At 61.9% G+C, this 20459-nt stretch carries 20 protein-coding genes, 1 tRNA gene and 1 rRNA gene; 5 read left to right on the forward strand and 17 right to left on the reverse strand.

What is annotated here, in order from left to right; genetic code table 11:
• The 6 genes from H145_RS0111875 to tsaB form a co-directional block, all read right to left on the reverse strand.
• Nucleotides 1-258, reverse strand: a 16S ribosomal RNA gene (locus tag H145_RS0111875); the annotation flags it as partial.
• A gap of 708 nt (nucleotides 259-966) precedes the next feature.
• The gene (locus H145_RS0111880; RefSeq protein ID WP_071595174.1) at nucleotides 967-2259 is read right to left on the reverse strand and encodes a serine hydrolase; all 1293 of its coding nucleotides are present in this window, start codon (nucleotides 2257-2259) and stop codon (nucleotides 967-969) included.
• Nucleotides 2260-2493: 234 nt separating this feature from the next.
• Nucleotides 2494-3708: a hypothetical protein gene (locus H145_RS21080; protein WP_019948375.1), complete on the reverse strand. Its 1215-nt coding sequence runs from the start codon at nucleotides 3706-3708 to the stop codon at nucleotides 2494-2496.
• A gap of 23 nt (nucleotides 3709-3731) precedes the next feature.
• Entirely contained in the window at nucleotides 3732-5039 is a 1308-nt protein-coding gene (locus tag H145_RS0111890) for an APC family permease (RefSeq protein WP_019948376.1), read from the reverse strand.
• 216 nt (nucleotides 5040-5255) lie between these two features.
• A complete protein-coding gene (locus H145_RS0111895) occupies nucleotides 5256-5774 on the reverse strand; it encodes a DUF2480 family protein (protein ID WP_019948377.1) in 519 nt (172 codons plus the stop codon).
• 30 nt (nucleotides 5775-5804) lie between these two features.
• A complete protein-coding gene (tsaB, locus tag H145_RS0111900; protein ID WP_019948378.1) occupies nucleotides 5805-6500 on the reverse strand; it encodes a tRNA (adenosine(37)-N6)-threonylcarbamoyltransferase complex dimerization subunit type 1 TsaB in 696 nt (231 codons plus the stop codon).
• Nucleotides 6501-6696: 196 nt separating this feature from the next.
• Between tsaB and H145_RS21085 the strand changes: the two genes are divergently transcribed.
• Nucleotides 6697-7428 (forward strand): DUF1223 domain-containing protein, encoded by a 732-nt coding sequence (locus tag H145_RS21085; protein ID WP_169513188.1) that lies wholly within the window; start codon nucleotides 6697-6699, stop codon nucleotides 7426-7428.
• Nucleotides 7429-7441: 13 nt separating this feature from the next.
• Here H145_RS21085 and H145_RS0111910 read toward each other — a convergent pair whose 3' ends face one another.
• From H145_RS0111910 to rpmH, 5 genes are all read right to left on the reverse strand, one after another.
• Complete coding sequence (locus H145_RS0111910) at nucleotides 7442-7783, reverse strand: DUF5615 family PIN-like protein (RefSeq protein WP_019948380.1); 342 nt, start codon at nucleotides 7781-7783, stop codon at nucleotides 7442-7444.
• Nucleotides 7780-8004, reverse strand: coding sequence for a DUF433 domain-containing protein (locus tag H145_RS0111915; RefSeq protein ID WP_026351464.1), 225 nt, complete (start codon nucleotides 8002-8004; stop codon nucleotides 7780-7782). Before H145_RS0111915 ends, H145_RS0111910 begins: the two co-directional genes overlap by 4 nt.
• A 26-nt stretch (nucleotides 8005-8030) precedes the next feature.
• Nucleotides 8031-9740: a S41 family peptidase gene (locus H145_RS0111920; RefSeq protein ID WP_033426194.1), complete on the reverse strand. Its 1710-nt coding sequence runs from the start codon at nucleotides 9738-9740 to the stop codon at nucleotides 8031-8033.
• 75 nt (nucleotides 9741-9815) lie between these two features.
• Nucleotides 9816-10274, reverse strand: a complete 459-nt coding sequence (gene rnpA, locus H145_RS0111925) for a ribonuclease P protein component (RefSeq protein WP_019948383.1) — start codon at nucleotides 10272-10274, stop codon at nucleotides 9816-9818.
• 194 nt (nucleotides 10275-10468) lie between these two features.
• Nucleotides 10469-10627 carry a 50S ribosomal protein L34 gene (gene rpmH / locus H145_RS0111930; RefSeq protein ID WP_019948384.1) on the reverse strand — a complete coding sequence of 53 codons (159 nt, stop codon included), beginning with the start codon at nucleotides 10625-10627 and terminating at the stop codon, nucleotides 10469-10471.
• Between the two features lie 218 nt (nucleotides 10628-10845).
• Here rpmH and H145_RS21090 point away from each other — a divergent pair, with 218 nt between their 5' ends.
• Nucleotides 10846-12579 carry a M61 family metallopeptidase gene (locus H145_RS21090; protein ID WP_019948385.1) on the forward strand — a complete coding sequence of 578 codons (1734 nt, stop codon included), beginning with the start codon at nucleotides 10846-10848 and terminating at the stop codon, nucleotides 12577-12579.
• Between the two features lie 332 nt (nucleotides 12580-12911).
• Nucleotides 12912-13721, forward strand: a complete 810-nt coding sequence (locus H145_RS0111940; protein ID WP_019948386.1) for a hypothetical protein — start codon at nucleotides 12912-12914, stop codon at nucleotides 13719-13721.
• A gap of 193 nt (nucleotides 13722-13914) precedes the next feature.
• On the opposite strand, the gene H145_RS0111945 is transcribed toward H145_RS0111940, so the two are convergent.
• The 3 genes from H145_RS0111945 to H145_RS0111955 all read right to left on the reverse strand — a co-directional run bounded on the left by H145_RS0111945 (nucleotide 13915) and on the right by H145_RS0111955 (nucleotide 15577).
• Entirely contained in the window at nucleotides 13915-14220 is a 306-nt protein-coding gene (locus H145_RS0111945) for a hypothetical protein (RefSeq protein ID WP_019948387.1), read from the reverse strand.
• A gap of 173 nt (nucleotides 14221-14393) precedes the next feature.
• Nucleotides 14394-15341: a PfkB family carbohydrate kinase gene (locus H145_RS0111950; protein WP_019948388.1), complete on the reverse strand. Its 948-nt coding sequence runs from the start codon at nucleotides 15339-15341 to the stop codon at nucleotides 14394-14396.
• Between the two features lie 162 nt (nucleotides 15342-15503).
• A tRNA-His gene (locus H145_RS0111955) sits at nucleotides 15504-15577 on the reverse strand.
• 229 nt (nucleotides 15578-15806) lie between these two features.
• On the opposite strand from H145_RS0111955, the gene H145_RS0111960 reads away from it, so the two are divergent.
• The gene (locus tag H145_RS0111960) at nucleotides 15807-17240 is read left to right on the forward strand and encodes a DEAD/DEAH box helicase (protein ID WP_019948389.1); all 1434 of its coding nucleotides are present in this window, start codon (nucleotides 15807-15809) and stop codon (nucleotides 17238-17240) included.
• A 13-nt stretch (nucleotides 17241-17253) separates the two neighbouring features.
• Nucleotides 17254-18123, forward strand: coding sequence for an urea transporter (locus H145_RS21095; RefSeq protein WP_019948390.1), 870 nt, complete (start codon nucleotides 17254-17256; stop codon nucleotides 18121-18123).
• Here the strand turns inward: H145_RS21095 and H145_RS21100 are convergent.
• The 3 genes from H145_RS21100 to H145_RS22830 form a co-directional block, all read right to left on the reverse strand.
• On the reverse strand, nucleotides 18110-18514 hold the full coding sequence (locus H145_RS21100; protein ID WP_071595180.1) for a hypothetical protein: 405 nt from the start codon (nucleotides 18512-18514) through the stop codon (nucleotides 18110-18112). The genes H145_RS21095 and H145_RS21100 overlap by 14 nt on opposite strands.
• A gap of 241 nt (nucleotides 18515-18755) precedes the next feature.
• A complete protein-coding gene (gene upp / locus H145_RS0111975; protein ID WP_019948392.1) occupies nucleotides 18756-19454 on the reverse strand; it encodes a uracil phosphoribosyltransferase in 699 nt (232 codons plus the stop codon).
• The gene (locus H145_RS22830) at nucleotides 19442-20389 is read right to left on the reverse strand and encodes a GNAT family N-acetyltransferase (protein ID WP_019948393.1); all 948 of its coding nucleotides are present in this window, start codon (nucleotides 20387-20389) and stop codon (nucleotides 19442-19444) included. The genes upp and H145_RS22830 overlap by 13 nt, the downstream gene beginning before the upstream one ends.
• Nucleotides 20390-20459: the final 70 nt, after the last annotated feature.

Raw genomic sequence — 20459 nt, forward strand, 5'->3', positions numbered from 1 at the left:
GGGCCTTTACCCCGCCAACTAGCTAATGGCACGCAACCTCATCCTGAACCAATAAATCTTTACCAATTAAACGATGCCGTTCTGTTGGTTTATGCGGTATTAATCCGCCTTTCGGCGGGCTATCCCCCAGTTCAGGGCAGATTGGTTACGCGTTACGCACCCGTGCGCCACTAGTAGTACGAAGAACACCCGTTCGACTTGCATGTATTAGGCCTGCCGCTAGCGTTCATCCTGAGCCAGGATCAAACTCTCCATTGTAAGATTTCTCTACACTATGCCGAAGCACAGCTGATGTCAAGTGCTGATCCGACCCTTATGTTGCTCCTTCCCGAAAGAAAGAACTGATTCGCGTCACTCATTTTGCCTGTTGCGTTACCGCCGCAGGTCTTACCTATATTGTCTTTTCCAGTCATTCAAAGAACGTGTGCATCACTCCCAATTGGAGTCTGCCGTGTGCCTCACCAAGCGAGGCGGTGTTGCTGTGTGCCCCTTCCGATCGAAGCGGGCTGCAAAGGTACAACCGTTTCTGGTTGCGACAAGCAAAAGAAGAAAACTTTTTTTTCGAAGTGTTTCTTTTCTTGGTTGCTGTTGCCCCTTCCGGTTGAAGCGGGCTGCAAAGGTAAGCAGCTTTTCGCTTTCTGCAAGACCGAAGCAAGAAAAAGTTTTTCTCTTTTCGGCCTTCCCGCTAGCCTGTGCCGCCTTTTCAGGTAGCTTGTCTGGCAAGAGTGAAAGCGCTTCCGGTTGAAGCGGGGTGCAAAGGTAACTAAACCTTTTCGACTTCCGCAACTGTTTAAGGTAACTTTTTTTTCAAGCGGCTTTCCCAAGGGAGAACCTTACCCCGCCGCGTTCCGGTTGGGGATGCAAAAGTGGGAGTTTGGGACGGAGGATGCAAACCCGGCAGGCAAAATACTCGTTCAAGGCCCGCTTCAACCCACACAATCAGCTACTTTCTTTTTGTGCGTTGCGTTAGCGAACAGTTTCCAGCTGGGTGAATTCAGCTGGCAGGTCAGCCGCAGGCCTGGTACGTGTGGCTTCGTAGTGGCGGATTTGCTGGCCTAGCGCGGCCAGAAAAGGTAGGCCTACGGTTTCGTATTCGTAGGTTCCGTCGTTGATTATGCCGTTTTTATTCACGTAGAGCACAGCGCTGAGCATAAATTCCGACCGGTTGGTGGAGTCGGCGAAGTAGGCAACGTCGGACAGAAAGCCGTGCGACATGCCTACTATATTATAGATGCGCAGGCCCGGCTCGGCGGCAACAGTGGGTTTGCGGCCGTAATACAGGTACTTTTTGTAGGCGTCGAAGTACCGGGCGGGCTGGTAGAGCGAGTAGCCCGAGCCGTGGGGCGTGTGGTGCAGGTAGTAGCGCAGGAAGCTATAATCATCGTCAGTGAGCCGTAAACGCTGGCTGGGGGGTACGGCCTCGGGGAAGAGCAGTGCCCGAAGCATCCCGGTTATGGATTGGAGCGGCAGGTAATTGGCGGTAGTGAAATCGTAGGGGCCGGGCACGATGCGGCCGCCGGCCTGGTGGGCGCGGCCTTTGCTGATCTGGCCCAGCGGGAAATCGAAGGGCCGGAGGTTTACGGCGGCGGGCTGCTGGTAGCTGACCTGGCCGGTGGCTGGGTTGCGGAACTCGATGGGATTGGTGTGGCGGTTGGCAGCAGTGTCGCAGGGGGCGAAGCGGCGCACGATACGGGTTTCGGGGTAGCCCAGCTCGGCCAGGCGCTCATTGAGCGGGCGCTGGCCCAGGAATTCGTAGAGCCGATTGTAGGCCCCGTTGTCGCTGACGAGCAGCATGCGCTTGGCATAATTGCCCACAGTATTGATGCGGTCGGAGTCGGCCGAGGCCACGTAGGGGGCGGGCGTTTGGCAGCGGAAGGCCGTGCCGGTGCGCATGGGCGAGCGGCGGGTGAGGCCGGGCTGGTGCAGGCGGTTGAGCTTTTCGAGGGCGAGGGCCACGGTGGGCAGCTTCACGAGGCTGGCCGGGTTGAAGTAGTGGCTGGCATCGAGCCGAAACGTGTGCTCGACGAACGTGGGGCGTTGCTCGGCGTCGCGGTTGATCTGGGTGTAGATAATCTGCAGCTCGTATTCATCGGCGCGCTCCACTACGGGCAGCAGGCGGGCATCGGCGTGGAGCAGGCTGTCGAGTAATGGGCTATTAGCGCTGGCGGGGGCAGGACTACTTTGTTTGGCAGCTGGGCCGAGAGAAGTCAGCAGGACAGAAAAGAGGCTACAGGCAAGCAGGGCAACAGGACGCGTCATATACTTAAAGGTCGGAAAAACTTCTCTCCCTCTCCTATAGAAGCCACTTCGCTTCTTCAATAATATACCAAGCCGAAACGCCGCTTTTCCTGATCTAGCGGGCATACTATATAGAGTGGCTTCCTTTCGACCTGACAATAGCAGCAACGGCTTGACGAAAAAGCACCACCGCTCCACAAAAAAGCGCCGGGCTCCTGCTGGAACCCGGCGCTGCCATTCTGCTCACTCCCGCTCCTACTCGGCTACGGGCCCGACGCGGCGGGCGAGCAGCAGGTTAGAATCGTTTTCGCGCCAGTTGTAGCCGGTGCCGAAGGGCAGCGGACGGGGCGGATTGGCCTTGTCGGCGTAAGCGGCCGTCATTGCGGGCTGGTACTGCTTGGCGAACAGGTTGATGGGGCGCTTGTAGGTGCCATAGTAGGTCAGCTGCCAATCGGCGGGCTTGAAGTACTTCATGGCAATGCCCGAATCGTCCTGCAACACGAAATTGCTGCGCTCCAGCACCAGGTTGCGCACTTTGCTGAAGTAGGATTTGTGCATCAAGTAGGTGGCCGACTTCACGTAGGTGGTCAGCGGGCCCAGGGTGCGCACGTACTTGAGGGCGGCTTCCTGGGTCTGGCCTAGCTGTCCGTCGCTGATATCAACTGAGAAATACTGCACCGTTTTGGCCTGGCCGCTGGCCGAGCGCAGCTTCAGTTCGACGCCGGGTGTCACTTTGCGGCTGGGTTTGCGGATGAGGGTCGAGTCGGCCTCGGCGAGCTGGCCATCGGGCAGGAGTTGCACGTAGCGCACGGCCTCGACCTGGTGCTGGGTGCGGGCGGCAAACAGCAACATCAGCGGCAGGGCCCCATCCAGCTCCACCGATTTGAGGTTCACGGCCATCGAGTTGGTGCGGAAAAAGCTGAAGTTCAACACCGACCACAACGACTCCTTGAGCGCCGGGAAAAGCTTGCTGTTTTCGAGGTTGGCGCGGCTGGGCACGGTGCCTACGGGTTCGAGGCCCAGCAGCACGTAGGTCTGGCTGCCGGGGAACATGGTGGTCACGTTCAGGAAATCGGGGCCGCTGAAGGGGTAGAAAATGGTGGGGCTGTCAGCGCGCACCGAATCCAGCTCGGTGGCGGCCCAGGCTTCGATTTTAGCCGTGCGGGCGGCATGGTACTTGGTCCAGCTTTTGTCGGCGTCGGCGGCGTAGGCCTGCCAGGCGGGCCGGGTTTCCAGTGGCTGCAGGTCGCTGCCTTGGCTCACGGGGAGGCCGGCCAGGTAGGCAGCCACGTTGTGGATGGCGGCTGTATCGGGCACGGCAGGCTTGGGCGGCGCCAAGGCTACAGTGGTATCGGGGGCGGTGGCCGGGGGCGTGGCGGACTGCTCGGTTTTGGTGGTCGAGGGCTCGTTGCAGGCTGCCAGCAATAGCAGCACGGCCGGCAGCAGGCGTTGAGGAGTGGTAAAGCGCATAGAGTGGAGTTAAGGAAAGGCTACTATTTGCGGAGCCGGCTCAGGCCGTACACCAGCAAACCGGCCAGCAAGGTGGCGAGGCCGTAAAGGGTTTCGGTGGGCTTGTCGCGGGCGATGTACCAGAGTGTCCAGCCGTTGAGCAGCAGAAACAGCAGCGGCGTGAGCGGGTAGCCCCAGGCGCGGTAGGGCCGCACTAAATCCGGCTGCCGCACCCGGAGCACGAACAGGCCCAGCACGGTCAGGAAGGTGAACAGCGTCAGGATAAAGCCCGCGTACACCACCACCTGCGCAAACGACGACTCCAGCACGAACAGCAGCGTGAGGGCCAGCTGAAACAGCAGCGCCCGCACCGGCACGCCCGCCGCGCTCCGCTTGGCCAGAAAGTGCAGGGCCGGTAAATCCTCGCCCATCACCTGCACAATACGGGGGCCGGCGAAAATCATGGAGCTGATGGTGGACACGAGCAACGCCGCAATCAGCCCGCCCATGAGCCGCCCGCCGCCCGGCCCGAACAGGCTGGTAGCCGCTACGAAGCCCACTTCCACCTGCCCTTTTAAGGCGCTGATGGGCGTGGAATACAGGAAAATGAAGTTCAGGGCCACGTACAGTACCAGTACCAGCGCGGTGCCCGTCAGCAGAATCCGGGGCAGGTTGCGCTGGGGCTGGTCGATTTCGCCGGTCAGGTACACGGCCGCGTTCCAGCCCGAATAAGCATACGACACGAAGATGAGCGACACGGCAAAGGCCGGACTCAGCAGCACGCCCCAATCAGCCGGGCCCTGGGGCGCGAAGGCCAGCGGCTGGGGCGTGGCTACCAGCAGTCCGACGCCAATAAAGCCGACCAGCACGACCACCTTGAGGGCCGTTACGGCCACCTGCAACCGGCTGCCGGCCCGGCTGCTGATGCCGTGCACCAACGTCAGCAACAGCACCACGCTCACCGCCAGCAGCTTGGGCGGCAAGCCGGGCCACACGCTGGCAGCGTATTGCTCCAGGGCCAGCGCCGCGGCGGCCGTGGGCGCCGCAAAGCCCACCGTGGCCGACACCCAGCCCGACAGAAACCCCAGCGCCGGGTGGTAAATTTTCGACAGGTAATGGTACTCGCCGCCCGAGCGGGGCATGGCGGCGGCCAACTCGCCGTAGCTCAGCGCCCCGCACAGGGCAATAACGCCGCCCACCGCCCAGAGCATCAGCAGGGCAAACCCGCTCTGGATATCGATTACCTGAAAACCGAGACTGGTGAAAACGCCAGTGCCCACCATATTGGCCACCACGATGGAAATGCCGGTCAGGACACTGATTTTGTAAGCGGGGGCAATCGGTTGGCTCATGAAAGAGTAATTGGCAGGTCAAAGATGCGGAATTATGCATGTTTGGCCCGCAATCAGCCTGCGCCCCGTTTCCTGAAACCGCCCTCCAGGTTTGAATGGGTAACCATTCGCGGCTTGTAATCAGTATGAAATCAACGAGAAAGCCCCCGAAACCTGCGCTTTGGGGGCTTTTCCTATAGTATTCATACTTAGCAGACCAGGCGTCTAAAGCCTCGACTAAACTGAAGCTACTTTGGGACGCTTGTAAAGCGGCACAGTACTGCACGGCTCGCCGTACATAATGCTGCTAGCTACGGGCAGCAGTTTCTGCATGATGGCCACGTAGGCGTAGGTGGGCACGGGCTTCTCGCCGCAGCCTTTAATCACCAGCTTGGCGTCGCGGTACTGCTCGGCGTCGATGGCGGCAATGGCTTCGTGGAACAGGTCCTGCTCCAGCGCGGCCAGGTCGCCGAACACGTAGCGGTGAGCGTGGCCCTGGAGCTTGCCGGCCAGCACCATGTAGGCCCAGGTGGGCACAATGGCATCCACGGAGCAGATGATGGCTACGTTCTGGCCGTCGTACTGGCTCCAGTCGTGGTCTTTCACAAAGGCGCGGAAGTCCTTTTCGCGCAGCATCAGGCCCTGGAAGAGGTTGTCCTTGATGTCGTACACCACCCGCTCGCCGGGGTGAATAAACTCTTCAAGGTTGAGCGTGACGAGGGCGCTTTGGGCAACGCGGTTGATGAATTCGTCCATGATAGTTAGCTAGTCAGGGTAAAGAGGAAGCTACTTTTTGGATGTGGTTGTGTACACTTCCTTCAGGTAAAACGGCTCGTAGTAGGCTACGTCGCGGAACTCCTGGCGCTGGTGGGCCTCCAGGGCCAGCTCGCCTACGGCCACGGCCGAGGGTTCGATGCCGGGCAGGAAAAAGGCGTTAGGCTGCCCGGTCATCAGCGGCTGGAACTTCGCGGCCCCGCTGCCAAAGAATAACACCGGATGGGCGGCCATTTGTTCGGTTAGCGTGGTTTCGTCGAGCAGCAGCGGCGCGGGCGGCAGCATTTCGGCGCCATCGGCGCGGTAGAGGGCAGCGTACACCTCCATGCGGCGGGCATCGAGCATCGGGCAATACTGATACTGTTCGGAGCGGGCAGTGTGGCTGGCTACCTGCCGGGCCAGCGCGGGCAGCGTGCCCACGGCCAGCAGCGGCACATCGAGCGCGTAGCACAAGCCCTTGGCGGCGGCGGCCCCGATGCGCAAACCCGTGTAGGAACCGGGCCCGTCGGACACGGCCACGGCGGCCACATCGGCCAGCGCGTGCAGCGTATTGGCCAGCAGCTGCTCCATCAGCACGCTCAGGTGCGAGGAGTGCGACTTATCCAGCCGTAGCTCGGTGTGGCCCAGCAGCCGGCCCGTTTCGAGGTGATGCAGGGCCACCGAGCAGATGGGCGACGAGGTTTCTAAAGACAGCAGCAACGAGGACATAGTGCAAAGGTACGGGCGCGGCCGGTAGCTGGTGCCCCGCGAACCTAGCACCGAACCAGCCGCTGCGCATTGCTGTTGCCAACAACGGCCCATCCTCCCTCTTCAGCCACAAGCCAGCGGCCATCTACAATCCTCTACTCTTCTGATTATCATGCAATTTCTCCTGCCTACTATCTTCTTAGCCCTTCTCGCCGCTGTGTTGCCAACAAGCAGCCGCCCGGCCGCAACCTCACCGGCCGTCCCCGCCGCCAGGGTACCGGTAGTCGTGGAGCTGTTTACGTCGGAAGGCTGCTCCAGCTGCCCGGCGGCCGACGCGGCGTTGCGGGAGTTGGCAGTGGCCCAGTCGGTGGCCGGTGTGGAGGTAATTGCCCTGGGCGAGCATGTGGACTACTGGAACCGTCTGGGCTGGAAGGATCCGTTCTCATCACCTGAGTTCAGCCAGCGCCAGCGCGACTACGCCGCAGGTTTCGGCACCGGCTCCTACACGCCCCAGGCGGTGGTCAATGGCCGCTACGAATTCGTGGGCAGCCAGCGCGCCAAACTGGCCGAGGCCGTAGCCCGCGCCGCTCAGGCCCCGCGCGCCACCGTAACGCTCAGCCGCCCTTCGGCCACGGCGCTAGCCATTCGCGTCAGCCAGTTGCCCACCGGCACCGGCCCTGCCGAAGTGCTGCTGGCCCTCACCGAAACGGGCTTGTCTACCCAGGTTGGACGGGGCGAAAACTCGGGCCGGCTGCTGCACCACGCCGCCGTAGTCCGGGCATTGCGCCCGCTCGGCACTCCGGCTACCGATGGCACTTTCGCCACTACCGCGCCGCTGCAACTCAACCCGACCTGGAAAACGGCTAACCTGCGGGCCGTAGTGCTGGTGCAGGAAAAAGCCTCGCGCCGCATCGTGGGCGTGGGGACGCTATCATTGCGGGGACGGTAGTAGCCGCCAGAAACTAATTGATTCCTCTTATTTCGACTAATGGTTCACCCGCCGCCAGCAATTCCAGCACTTGGGGAAGGAGTGACAACAATAGTTGCTGAAGCTTCTCATTAGACGTATTTCCACAAGTCAGCCACACAACTTGGGGCGGTGGACCTAAACGCTCCAGCAGTTGCGGAAAATCGGCGTCCTTGGTTATCACGACTACGCTAGCCTGTTTCGCCGCTCGAAATATGTCCTCATCTTCGGCGTCGCGTAAACCGATTTCCTGCAAGGAAAAGGCGCTCAGCTTAAACTGCCAGCGTAACCAGGCAGCCAGCAGTGGTGAAAGTTGCGCATCCAGCCAGAAGGTCATGCCGCCAATGAGGGATGGTCAATGCGTTGAGCGGCGTACTGCAACGCCGCTTGCACGTCCAGCGGCTCCAAATCCGGCATCTCGGCCAATAGCTGCTCTACGGTAAGGCCGGCGGCCAGCAAATTAAGCACGTCAGTCACCCGAATCCGCATACCGCGGATGCAGGGCCGGCCGCCGCACTGACGCGGATTCAGGGTGATACGGGCGCGAAGGTTTTTCATAATCAGCGGCGTTACGGGTGCAATACTTATTTCCCGCCGCTGCTACCCATGTTGCGCTTGGCTTCGGGGCGGGTTTTGGCCTCCGTGGTGCCGGGGCGCAGCAAAGCGGTATAGCGGGGCTGGTCGTTGAGCACGTTCAGGGCCAGCAGAATGTTGGGGTCGTCGTCGAAGCTGGCCTCGATGCTGCCCTTCTGAAAGTAGTAGCGCGACACGATTTCCTGCTCCAGCAGCTCCCGGATTTCGGGCTTGAAGCGGGTCAGGTCGTTGGCCTTGTTGGTCGTAACCTTGCGGCGCGTAGCCTCCAGCTCCGTCTTCACGTCGTCGTAGTGCTTTTCGGCCTTGAGCTTCTTGGTGAGGCTGGTCAGGGCTTTCTCGGTGTCGGTTTCGTAGCTGATGTCCTTGCCCTTGAGGTAGTCAACGAACTGCTGGTAATCGGCGTCGGTGAGCTTGAACTGCCGGGCCGGCACAATAGTAGGGTGCTGGGCCCGGTAGCGGGTGGCGTAGTCGAAGAGGTAGCTTTTCTGGAGCAATACCCGGGTGATGTCGGCAATTTCGCGCTCCTGCACGGCCACATCGGGGGCCACGCCGCCGCCGTCGTACACGGCGCGGCCGGCCTGGGTTTTGAAGGCCGTGCGCAACGAGTCGGGCACTTTGCCCAGCGTGCCGTCGTCGGCGCGGTGGGTGTAGTCGATTTCCTGGATGCAGCGCCCGCTCGGGATGTAGTACTTGGCGGTCGTCACCTTCAGCTGCGAGTTGTAGCTCAGCGGCCGGGTGGCCTGCACGAGGCCCTTGCCAAACGTCCGCTCGCCCACCAGCACGGCCCGGTCGTAGTCCTGCAACACGCCCGACACGATTTCCGAGGCCGACGCCGAGCGGTTGCTGGTGATGACGACCATTGGAATCTGAGTGTCCAGCGGCACGTCGAGGGCCTTGTAGGTCTTGTTCCAGTCGGCCACCTTGCCCTTGGTGCTCACAATGTCGCGGCCTTTATCCACAAACAGGTTGGAGATATTCACGGCCTCATTGAGCAAACCGCCGGGGTTGTCACGGATGTCGAAAATCAGCTTTTTGGCGCCCTGCTCCTTGAGCTTGGTAACGGCCAGCCGCACTTCCTTGCCCGCATCCACCGTGAAACCGCTCAGCTGGAAATAGCCAATTTCGGGCGTCAGCATGCCGTAGTAAGGCACATTGTCTACCTGAATCTTGTCGCGGGTGATGTTGATTTCCACCGGCGCTTCCTGGCCGAAGCGGGTCACGAGCAGCTTCACCACCGAGTTGGCCTGGCCCTTGAGCAGCTTGCTCACGTCGCCGTTCGACTTCTTATCGACCAGCACGCCGTTGATGTTCAGGATTTCGTCGCCGGGCAGCAGGCCGGCTTTCTGGGCCGGGTAGCCCTCGTAGGCGGCCTGCACCACGGTTTTGCCGTTGCGCTTGCTCACCACCGCCCCAATGCCGCCGTACTGCCCGGTCGTCATCGTGCGGAAATCCTCAATGTCGTCCTCGGCGATGTAGTTGGTGTAGGGGTCGAGCGACTTGAGCATGGCGTCGATACCCGTTTTCACCAGCTTGGCCGGCGGCACCTCGTCCACATAATACGTATTCACCTCCTTGAACAGGGTGGCGAAAATATCGAGGTTCTTGGCGATTTCGAAGTACCGCTCGTTATCGGCCGGCCGGAAGGATACGAGCACAACGGCCCCGCCCAAAACGGTAGCCGCCAGAAGAGATTTGCGCATAGAAAGGGCTGAAAAGCAGCGTCGTGGCCCAACTGCAGCCGGAATTTCCGGCCCGCGGCGGGGCGCCTGGTTACGTTAGGAACCGCTGCCACCCGCAAGAGTTGCACCGGCTTCGGCGAGTAAACGCTCCAGCCCTGAATTTAGCTTTTTTTCGAGCAGCGCCAAGTCCTTTTTTTCCTTGCCGGTGTAAATAATGGCCAACTGCGCCACCCGGTGCCCACCCTCGGCCTCCACGAGCCGGTACTTGTTCAGCCGCCACGCCTCGCGCATCAGCCGCTTGAGGTAGTTACGGTCGACGGCCCGCTTGAAGTTGCGCTTGCTCACGCTCACCAGCACCTGCGGCGGGGCCAGGCTGGGTTCGGGCGCGGCCAGCCACACCAGCCGCAACGGGTACACGCCAAACGAAGCACCTTGCTTGAAAAGCTCGTCGATGAGCTTTTTGCGGCACAGGTGCTCGGCCTTCGGAAACGTGTGTTTCCTGGCTTTCAGCGGCGGGTTGCTGGCGGTCAGCTTGTTTTCGGAAGGAGTATCCACGGATTGAGAACTTACCTAAATGCAGTGTAGCGCGAAGCTTCCGCCTTGCGTTTCGCTGCCGACTGCCTGGACGGGCAACCGTTCAACGAAACGCGAAGCGGAAGCTTCGCGCTACAACCCAACGCATCCGCAGGGCGGAAGAGTGGCAATCAAAAAAGCTAACGGCTATCAGCTACAAGCTAACAGCCACTATACTAGCGCTTGTGGCGGCCTTCGTCAGATACGGTCAGGCGCTTGCGGCCTTTGGCGCGGCGGCGGGCAATTACGTTGCGGCCGTTGGCGGTTTCCATGCGCGAGCGGAACCCGTGCTTGTTGCGGCGCTTGCGCTGCGAGGGCTGAAAAGTACGTTTCATGGTATTGGTGAGTGACTCTCGATTACAACTAGGGCGGGCAAAGGTAGGGGGTTGATTTTAAAAAGGCAAGTACCCGCCCGGAAACTATTGTCATCCTGAGCGCAGCGAAGGACCTATACAGAAGGTATAGGTCCTTCGCAAGCTCAGGATGACAGGCGGTTCGGTTCCAAAACAACCGCCCACCCGTACCTTCGTTTAGCCTTTCCAAAGCCCTACTGATGATTCATTACCACGTTTCCTTCGATAACCCGCTCACCGCCTACCTGCAGGTGCAAATGACGTTTGAAGTGCCCGCCGAGGCCACCGAGCCGCTGGAGCTGCAGCTGCCGGCGTGGCGGCCGGGGCGCTACGAGCTCCAGAACTTCGCCCAGAAGCTGCAGCGCGTGGTGCTGGAAGACGCCGCCTCGGGCGAGGCGCTGAGCAGCCGCAAAATCACCAAGGACCGTTGGCAGCTGAGCGGCGCGGCGGGCCGCATGGTGCGGGTGCGCTACAACTTCTACGCCCACCAGATGGACGCCGGCGGCTCCTGGCTCGACGAAAGTCAGCTCTACCTCAACCCCGTGCAGGCTTTCATGTACATCGAAGGTCGCCAGAACGAAGCCTGCCAGTTGCTGCTCGACATCCCGGAGGACTGGCAGATTGCCTGCGGGCTGCCCCAGCGCGGCCCCCGGCTGCTGGAGGCCCAAAGCTTCGACCACCTCGCCGATTCGCCCCTGATTGCCAGCCCCACGCTGCAGTACCGCAACTACGAGGTGCAGGGCATCCCGTTTTATATCTGGATTCAGGGCGAGTGCGCCCCCGACTGGACCCGACTGGTGCGCGACTTCCGGGCCTTTAGTGAGGAGCAGCTGCAGCTGTTCGGCGGCTTTCCGGCCCAGGATTTCCACTTTCTCAACGAGATTCTGCCCTTCGCCCACTACCACGGCGTGGAGCACCTGAACTCGACGGTGATTACGCTGGGGCCGGGCGAGCTGCTGATGACCGACGGGCTGTACAAGGAGTTGCTGGGCGTGAGCTGCCACGAGCTATTTCACGTCTGGAACATCAAAAGCATCCGCCCCATCGAGCTGCAACCCTACGATTTCAGCCGCGAAAACTACTTCCGCACCTGCTTCGTGGCCGAGGGCCTCACCACGTATTACGGCGACTACCTGCTGGCCCGCGCCGGCGTGTTTTCGGCCGAGCAATATTTCCAGGAGCTGAACGGCGTGCTGCGCAAGCACTACGACGACTACGGCCGCTACCACCTCTCGGTGGCCGACGCCAGCATGGACCTCTGGCTCGACGGCTACAAGCCCGGCGCGCCCGACCGCAAGGTGTCGGTGTACCACAAGGGCGCGCTGGCGGCTTTGCTGCTCGATTTGACGCTGCGCCAGCTTTCGGGCCACCAGAAAAGCCTCGATGATGTGCTGCGTCAGCTCTGGACCGAGTTCGGGCAGACCGGCACGGGCTACACTGAGGCGGATTACCAGCGCGTGGTGAGCGAAGTGGCCGGGCGCAGCATGCAGGCCTATTTCGACAAGTTCATTTACGGCACCGCGCCGCTCGAAGAGCCACTGAACCGGGTGCTGGGCTTTGTGGGCTGCCGGCTGCTGACCACCGAAAACGCCTCGGCTGCCGAGGGCACTTACGGTTTCCGCGCCGTGCTGCGCGAGGGCCGCACCGAAGTCACCAATATTCTGCCCGATGCCCCCGCCGCCCTGGCCCTGAGCGTAGACGATGAAATCGTGGCCGTGAATGGCCGCCGCGTGGCCCAGAACCTGCAAACCCTGCTCGCCGACGGCGCCGACCGCCACGAGCTGACGGTGTTCCGCCAGAACCGGCTGCTGACAGTGGAAGTGCAGGCCGACCCAGCCCACCGCTTCTGGCAGAAGTTCATGGTGGAGAAGCTCACCACCGCCACGCCCGAGCAGCAGGCCAGCTTCCGGCAGTGGCTCAAGCAGGATTTCTAGCCGCCTGCCAACTTCCCATAAAGCACCGTATCGGTTTTCACCGGCCGGAAAGCCGGCGCCGGCCGGCTGGTTGCCCTGCGGCGGCTGCCGGCTGGGGCAGCGCTGAGAATGTTGGGCTTATCCTCATCATTTCCGGCTGCCCTATGCCCAACGAGCGGGCGGTTTTGGTACCTTTGCCGAACGGAATATGCCAGCTTGGCAAAATTTCGTTTCGTTCCTGTGGCCCTGGTCCACGCGCCGCCATTTAGGCACTTAGCCGCTTGTTTTCGTCCCTCCGCTTTTTGTCCGCCCGACACCGCCGCGCCTTCCGACTCACTTCGACCCTGCCCGTCATGTTCCGGTTTCGTACCGCGGCCGCCGCCCTGCCCCTGGCGCTGGCATTGCCGGCCTGTTCGCTCAGGATGCAGCCGGCCGAGAAGCCCCGGCCCAACATTCCGGTGCTGGCCCTGCCGGCCCCCGAGCCGCCCCGCATCTACAAGCTGGAGCGGCTCGATACGCTGGTGCAGCTGTCGGGGCGGGTGCTGCACATTTACCCGGCGGCTAGGCCCACCTACGAGCAACTGCACAGCCCTGCCTGGGTGGTAGCCAAGCCGGCATCGGCCGAGGAAGAAGAGGATTCGTTTCTGGACTTCACGGTAGAAGAGCGGCGGCGGCTCGCCCAGGCCGGTCCGCGCGTGGTTCGCACCGGCCGCACCTTGCAGCTGCGGCCCAGCAAAACGGCCGCCATCCGGCTCGTCAACAACCCCGCCGACAACGAAAACCACGTTGCCTACGAGTACGTGGCCACACTGCCCGAAATCCGGCAATGGCTGCTGTCGGTGCACCTGTACGAGGGCGGCTATTACCTGCTCGTCGACCAGCGCACCGGCCGCCGCACCCAGCTGATGGCTGCACCCGTTATTGCTCCCGACGGCCGCCATTTCGTGTGCGGCAACTCCGATGTGCTGGCCCGCTTCGAGCCCAGCGGCCTGCAGCTCTGGAGCCTCGATGAAGCCGCCCCGCGCCTGCTCTGGGAGCGGCAAACCGACTGGGGCTGCACCCAGCCCCGCTGGCTCGACAACCGCACCATCCTCTTCGAGCAGGACTTCTTCGACAAAGGCGACGTAGATACGCGGGTCGTGCGGCTGCAGGTAGTGCCCTAGCGGTTAGCTGCAAGCCACAAGCTGCAGGCTACAAGCTTAACGGCCTGTCATCCTGAGCAAAGCGAAGGACCTTACCTATCTTGAACGACCATCGTAACAACGGCTTGTTCAGGCGTGATAAGGTCCTTCGCTTTGCTCAGGATGACAGGCCGTAGAGCTTGCAGCTTGTAGCTTGTGGCTTGCAGCTTAAAAACTAGTGGTCCTGGCTGTTGTCGCTGTTTTTGCCGGCTTTGGCGTTGCCATCGACGGAGGCGGGCTTGTTGTTCTGGGGGTTGCTGCGGGGCTTGTTGTAGGGCGCCTGCGTGGTGTCGTTGAGGTTGCCGCCGGCCGTGTTGCCCTTGGTGGGGTTGCCATCCTGGGTGACGGAGTTGCGGCTGGGGTTCTGGATAACCGAGTTGTTGCTGTCGGTGTTGGCCGGATGCACGTTTTCGGCGCCGCCGTCGGGGTTTTGCAGGTTCGGTACCTCGGGGTTCTCTTTATATTGCGTGTCCTTGCTCATGACGATGGCGTTTAGAATGGAAGAATAGATACTGTTCCATTTTACCCCGTCGCGCCGCCAAAGGTTGTATTGGGCCCGCGGAAGATTCCGGCCATAAAAAAGCGCTGCCCCGACCAAACTTGGCCGGGGCAGCGCTTTTTCTGTCAACTCTCCTCCAGCTAACAGCTCAAAATCTATACCTGGGCCACTACGGCGGCGGGCTGCACGGCCACGAGCTCGGCGAATAGCTGCTCGCGGGCCTCAATTTCTTCCTGGCTCAGGTTGAGCAGGCGCTCAGTGCCGAACTTCTCCACGCAGAACGAAGCCATGGCCGAGCCGTGCACCACGGCGCGCTTCATGTTTTCGAAGCTGATGTCGTCGGTGGCGGCCAGGTGGCCGATGAAACCGCCCGCGAAAGTGTCGCCAGCGCCCGTCGGGTCGAATACTTCTTCCAGCGGCAGGGCCGGGGCGTAGAACACGTGGTTGGTGTTGCCCTTGCGGTGGAACAGCAGCGCGCCGTGCTCGCCCTTCTTGATGATGAGGTACTTCGGGCCCAGCTCCATAATCACGTTGGCAGCCTTCACCAGCGAGTGCTCGCCCGACAGCTGCCGCGCTTCCTCGTCGTTGATGCTAAGCACATCAACCATCTCAATCGTCGATTTCAGCTCATCTAGGGCAATGTCCATCCAGAAATTCATCGTGTCCATCACGATGAGCTTGGGGCGGTTGACGAGGCGCTGAATGACGAGGCGCTGCACCTGGGGCGAGAGGTTGCCCAGCATGAGGTACTTGCAGTCCTGGTACGAATCGGGCAGGACGGGGTCGAAGTTTTCCAGCACGTTGAGCTCGGTGGCCAGCGTTTCGCGCGAGTTCAGGTCGTTGGAGTACTTGCCCGACCAGAAGAACGACTTCTCGCCCTCCTTGATCTGCAGGCCTTCGGTATCGACACCGTGCTCCTGAAGCAGCAGGATATCCGACTGCGGGAAGTCGTCGCCGACCACGGCCACAATCTTCACCGGTTTCACCGAATACGAGGCCGACAGGCCGATGTAGGTAGCCGCGCCACCCACAATTTTGTCGGTTTTGCCGAAAGGGGTTTCCAGGGCGTCGAAGGCCACCGTGCCGATAATTACCAGACTCATAGAGCAAAAGAGGAAAAAGGGTTCATACTTCGAAGTTAACTGGCAGGCCAACAGCCAACGGGCCGGAATTGTGCCCGCCGACGGCCGCACAAGCCCGGATCGGACCCGAACCTGCAAAGAAAAAAGGCCTCTACCAAAGCGGAGAGGCCTTTTTTCAGAATGGGTAAATAATGGGGCTCGAACCCACGACCTTCGGAATCACAATCCGACGCTCTAACCAGCTGAGCTATATCTACCGTGTTGGGTGTTGATGCCACAAAAGTAGCGCCCCGCGCCGGATTGTCAAAAGTTTCGCCTATTTTTTTTGTGATTTGGCTCCGTGCCTGTCATCCTGAGCGGAGCGAAGGACCTATACAGAGGCTAACTTCAAACAATAGCTTCTGTATCGGTCCTTCGCTCCGCTCAGGATGACAGACGGGGCCCAGCCCTGCCAAAGCCGTACCTTTGCCGCTTACACCCCGCACCATGTCCGATTCGCCTGCCCCCATTGCCTTTGCCGATTTCAAGCTCAACAAGCAGCTGCTGACGGCCGTAGCCGAGGCGGGCTTCACGGAGCCCACGCCCGTGCAGCAGCAAACCATTCCGCTGCTGCTGGCTGGCCACGACGTGCTGGGCATTGCCCAGACGGGCACCGGCAAAACGGCCGCATTCGGGCTGCCGCTGCTCATGAAGGTGAAATATGCCCAGGGCGACCATCCGCGGGCCCTGGTGCTGGCCCCCACCCGCGAACTGGCCATGCAGCTCGAAAAGCACCTGCAGCGCCTGGCCACCCACACCGATTTGCGCATTTTCGCCATCTACGGCGGGCTGGGACCGAAAACCCAGATCGAAACCATTGCTCAGGGCGTTGATATTCTGATTGCCACGCCCGGCCGGCTGATGGAGCTGTACCTGAAGGGTGCGCTGGTGCTGAAAGAGCTGAAAACGCTGGTGATGGACGAGGCCGACAAGATGATGGACATGGGTTTCATGCCCCAGATCCGGCGGATTCTGGAGGTGATTCCGCGCAAGCGCCAGAACGTGCTGTTTTCGGCCACCATGCCCGACAAGGTGACCACGCTGAGCGAGGAATTTCTGGAGTTTCCGGTGCGGGTGGAGGTGACGCCGGCCGCCACTTCGGCCCAGAATGTGAGCCAGAGTCTGTATGAAGTGCCCAACCTCATCACCAAAATCAACCTGCTGGAGTACCTGTTCCTCGATTGGGACACGTTTCATCGGGTTATGATTTTCACCCGCTCGAAGGCCAACGCCGAGAACGTGGCCAGCTTTCTGGCCCGCAAGGCCCACGGCGAGGTGCGCGCCATTCACGGCAACAAGGGCCAGAATACGCGCATCAACGCCATGGAGGGCTTCAAGGCCGGCGAGGTGCGCTTTCTGGTGGCGACCGACGTAGCCGCCCGCGGCATCGACGTGCCCGAGGTCAGCCACGTTATCAACTTCGACGTGCCGCTGGTGTACGATGATTACGTGCACCGCATCGGGCGCACGGGCCGGGCCCGGCACACCGGCGCGGCCATCACCTTCGCCAACGAGGCCGAAATGCACCACATGCAGCGCATCGAGGAGCTGATCCGCCAGCCGATTCCGCTGCTGCCGCTGCCGCCCGAGGTGGTGGTGGTGCCCACTTCCTTCGAGGAGCAGCAGGAAATGGACCGCGAAAAGGACGAGCGCCGCAAGCGCGAAGACCCCACGTTCAAGGGCGCGTTCCACGAGCGGCAGGAGTGGCTCAAGCCCGGCGTAACTATCGACAAGCGTACCGGCCGCGAGTACGTGGCCCAGCCCAGCCGCAGCCAGAAGGGCAGCAAGGCCAACCCCGGCAAGGGCCGCGGCTCCTCCCCCGCCGCCAAAGGCGCCAAAGCCGCCATGGCCCGCGCCGAAAATAAGCGCAAGCGGCGGTAACCGAAGGTTTAGCATGAAATCGGGAGCCGCTGATTTGCCGACGGCCAGCCTCCGCGGGGTAGGCCAGATTTTTCTGCAGGAAAGCGCCTGGTCGGGAATACTGCTACTGCTGGGCCTGCTGTACGGCTCGCCGCTGATGGCCGCGGCCGTAGTTGGTAGCACGCTGGCCGGCACGCTTACGGCTAAGCTGCTGGGCTACGACCAGCGCCACATCAGTGGCGGCCTGTACGGCTTCAATGCGGCGCTGCTAGGCGCGGGGCTGAGCCTGTATTTCGCTCCCACGGCGCTGCTGGCACTGGTGTTGCTGGCGGCGGCAGTGCTGAGCACCTTGCTGATGCGCTGGTTTCTGAGCCGCAACCTGCCGGCCTACACGTTTCCGTTTATCCTGCTGACATGGGTCAGCGTGTACGCGTTGCACCTGCTGGGCGCGCCGGCGGCCGAAGTGCAGTCGGTGGCCCCGGCCGCCGGGCCGTTGGCATTGGTCAGCCACGGGTTCGGGCAGGTTGTTTTTCGGGGAGAGGCGCTGGCCGGCGTACTGTTCTTCCTGGCCGTATTTGCCCATTCGCCCATCGCGGCGCTGTATGGGTTGGCCGGAGCCTTAGTCGGAGCCGGGGCGACGCATTACCTGCACGAGCCGGCCGCCCAGATTCAGCAGGGCCTGTTCAGCTTTAATGGGGTGCTGTGCGGAGTGGCCTTCGCGGGCAGCCGGCGCCGCGACGGGCTGCTGGCCCTGGTGGCCGTGCTGCTGTCGGTGACCATTAACGCGCTAATGGCCCGTTGGCAGCTGCTGGCCCTCACGTTTCCGTTTGTGCTGGCTTCCTGGCTGACGCTGCTGCTGAAACAGCTGGCGGCAGGCTTCAACCCAAACCCTACTGGAAAATAGGCAGGTGGCTGAAGCGCACGACCAGCACCGTGAGGGCGAAGCTCCAGAAGGCGGCGCTCCAGGCCATGTGCAGCAAAATACGCCAGCGCGGCACGTGCAGCTGGGTGGCAATGACGGTGCCGCCGATGGGGCTGAACAGTATCGGCGTCAGGAAAGCAATGCCAATCATGCCGAAGCGGCGGTAGATGCGCACGATGGTACGGGTGCGGCGGCTAAACAGCGGCTTGCCCTTTTCGAGCCGCCGCCGCCGCATGTGCAGTGCCCACGCCTTGCCCACCCCCGAAATCAGCACCACGGTCGTCATCATGCCCGCCACCGTGAGGGCCCAGGTAGCGGCCACCGGCAAACCCGCCGCCACGCCCGTAATGGGCGCGCCGACAAATTTGAACATGCCGAAAGCAAAAACGGCGGCGTATTTCAGCAGGGCAGGAAGCAATTATTTTGAGCTATTAGCTGACAGCTATTAGCTGCTAGCTTCTGTTGGATAGAATTCGGTTTCGCGCAGGGCGTCACATCAACGGCAATCCGCTTGCACGTAGCTGTTCGGTAGTTGCCCAACGTGCCTGGCGTACAGAACTGTTCAATAGAACCTGAGCTATTAGCTAACAGCTGTCAGCTAACAGCTCCAAACTCTACAGCTTGCTGCCGTACGACAGGTCGCCGGCGTCGCCGAGGCCGGGCACGATGTAGGCCTGGGCGTTGAGGTCGTCGTCGAGGGCAGCCAGCCAGAGCGTAGCTTCGGGCACTTCGCGCGTCACGTACTCGACGCCCTGGGGCGAGGCAATAACGGCGGCAATGTACACCTGCCGGGGCGTGCCGAAGCGCAACATGGCCCGGTAAGTCTGCACCAGGCTCTTGCCCGAGGCCAGCATGGGGTCCACCAGAATCAGCACCCGGCCGTCGAGGCTGGGGGCCGAGAGGTAATCGACCTGCACCTGCACCTGGGCCGTGCCCTCGATGCGGTAAGCGGCCACAAAGGCCGAGGGCGACTGGTCGAAATAATTGAGAAAGCCCTGGTGAAACGGCAGGCCCGCCCGCAGCACGGTGGCCAGCACCGGGAAATCGGAGAGGTGCATGCTGCTGGATTCGCCCAGCGGGGTGCGCACGGTTTTGGTGGTAAAATCGAGGTCGGTGCTGATGTTGTAGGCCATGATTTCGCCCAGCCGCTGCAGGTTGCGACGGAAGCGGAGCGAGTCTTTTTGCACGTCTACGTCGCGCAGCTCGGCCAGGAAGTGGTTGGCAATGGAAGGCTGGGCGCACAGAATCCGCACGCGGGCGTTGGCGTGGGCGGCGGCGGTAGAGTCGGCAGAGGTGGGCGTTAGGGCATCCATTGCAGGTACCAGGGGCGTTGGGAGGTGAACGATAGGGCCGCGTACGGAACGGGCGCGGCCCCGAAGTTGGCAAAAAAACGGGCAATAGCCGGCAGCATCCCGCCCTCAAAATCGAGAACGAGCCCCGGCGTGCCGGCGTGGCGACGGATGGCCGCGTCGAGCAGCAGCAGCGGCGCGGCGGCTTTTTTTCCTTCATCCGAAGCCGCCGCAAACAGGTAAATCAGGCGGCTGCGGTAGCGCACAAACAGGGCCCCGGCCAGCAGCGCGCCGGTTTCGGGCTGGCGCACGGCCCGCGCTTCGAGCAGCCGGCGGCTGTGCAATTCCAGTAGCAGCCGCCGCAGCCGGGCGTAGTGGCGCGGGCGCAGGCCGGCGGCGGGCCCTTTGGTTTGCTGAAACAGCGCCAGCAGCGGCTCAGTATCGGGCAGTTCGGTTACGGCCAGCGGCGCGACGGCGGCTTCGTGGCGCAGCAGGCGGCGGCGGTAGTCGGGGCAGTAGCTGGCCCGCAGGGTTTCGTAGGCGGGGCTGAGGTCGAGGTGGTAGGTTTGCCGGGTTTCAAGGGTGAATCCTCCGGTGGCCTCGGGCACGCCGTTCGCCTCGTTGAGTTGGGCGTAGAGGCGGGTGTAGCACTGAGTCAAACGGGTTAGCTCGGGGCCAATGGCGGGCTCATCTTCATTGCACGAAATCAACCCTAATTGCTGGGTAAACGGTGGCTGATACACCTGCCGGCCGCCCGGCCGCCACTTGGCCGGCAGGGGCCAGACGCTGAGGTAACGGCCGGTTTCGGGCTCCTGCTGCACCAGCGCGTCCCAGCGGCTGGCCGTGGCTTGCAGCCACCAGCTGTGCGCGTAGGGCACCGCCTGCCGCGCCCCGGCCACGCAGGCGTCCCAGGCGGCCAGGTCGAGTTCCGAGAAGCGCAGCAGGCGAAGCGGGGGCATGGGGTGGATGAGTGACCGGGTAACTGCGTGAATGCGCAAATGCGTGGGCAAAGAACGGCATTCGGCGCCC

The organism is Hymenobacter aerophilus DSM 13606, assembly GCF_000382225.1.
GTDB classification, from domain to species: Bacteria; Bacteroidota; Bacteroidia; order Cytophagales; family Hymenobacteraceae; genus Hymenobacter; species Hymenobacter aerophilus.

Excerpts from the sequence above, each read along its gene's own strand:
- H145_RS21095 (WP_019948390.1), top strand. The coding sequence starts at position 17,254 with ATGAAATCGGGAGCCGCTGATTTGCCGACGGCCAGCCTCCGCGGGGTA.
- H145_RS21080 (WP_019948375.1), bottom strand. The coding sequence starts at position 3,708 with ATGCGCTTTACCACTCCTCAACGCCTGCTGCCGGCCGTGCTGCTATTG.
- H145_RS0111895 (WP_019948377.1), bottom strand. The coding sequence starts at position 5,774 with ATGGACGAATTCATCAACCGCGTTGCCCAAAGCGCCCTCGTCACGCTC.
- H145_RS0111945 (WP_019948387.1), bottom strand. The coding sequence starts at position 14,220 with ATGAGCAAGGACACGCAATATAAAGAGAACCCCGAGGTACCGAACCTG.
- upp (WP_019948392.1), bottom strand. The coding sequence starts at position 19,454 with ATGGATGCCCTAACGCCCACCTCTGCCGACTCTACCGCCGCCGCCCAC.
- H145_RS0111920 (WP_033426194.1), bottom strand. The coding sequence starts at position 9,740 with ATGCGCAAATCTCTTCTGGCGGCTACCGTTTTGGGCGGGGCCGTTGTG.
- rpmH (WP_019948384.1), bottom strand. The coding sequence starts at position 10,627 with ATGAAACGTACTTTTCAGCCCTCGCAGCGCAAGCGCCGCAACAAGCAC.
- H145_RS0111950 (WP_019948388.1), bottom strand. The coding sequence starts at position 15,341 with ATGAGTCTGGTAATTATCGGCACGGTGGCCTTCGACGCCCTGGAAACC.
- H145_RS0111915 (WP_026351464.1), bottom strand. The coding sequence starts at position 8,004 with ATGAAAAACCTTCGCGCCCGTATCACCCTGAATCCGCGTCAGTGCGGC.
- H145_RS0111940 (WP_019948386.1), top strand. The coding sequence starts at position 12,912 with ATGTTCCGGTTTCGTACCGCGGCCGCCGCCCTGCCCCTGGCGCTGGCA.
- tsaB (WP_019948378.1), bottom strand. The coding sequence starts at position 6,500 with ATGTCCTCGTTGCTGCTGTCTTTAGAAACCTCGTCGCCCATCTGCTCG.
- H145_RS0111880 (WP_071595174.1), bottom strand. The coding sequence starts at position 2,259 with ATGACGCGTCCTGTTGCCCTGCTTGCCTGTAGCCTCTTTTCTGTCCTG.
- H145_RS0111890 (WP_019948376.1), bottom strand. The coding sequence starts at position 5,039 with ATGAGCCAACCGATTGCCCCCGCTTACAAAATCAGTGTCCTGACCGGC.
- H145_RS21100 (WP_071595180.1), bottom strand. The coding sequence starts at position 18,514 with ATGTTCAAATTTGTCGGCGCGCCCATTACGGGCGTGGCGGCGGGTTTG.
- H145_RS0111960 (WP_019948389.1), top strand. The coding sequence starts at position 15,807 with ATGTCCGATTCGCCTGCCCCCATTGCCTTTGCCGATTTCAAGCTCAAC.
- H145_RS0111910 (WP_019948380.1), bottom strand. The coding sequence starts at position 7,783 with ATGACCTTCTGGCTGGATGCGCAACTTTCACCACTGCTGGCTGCCTGG.
- H145_RS22830 (WP_019948393.1), bottom strand. The coding sequence starts at position 20,389 with ATGCCCCCGCTTCGCCTGCTGCGCTTCTCGGAACTCGACCTGGCCGCC.
- H145_RS21090 (WP_019948385.1), top strand. The coding sequence starts at position 10,846 with ATGATTCATTACCACGTTTCCTTCGATAACCCGCTCACCGCCTACCTG.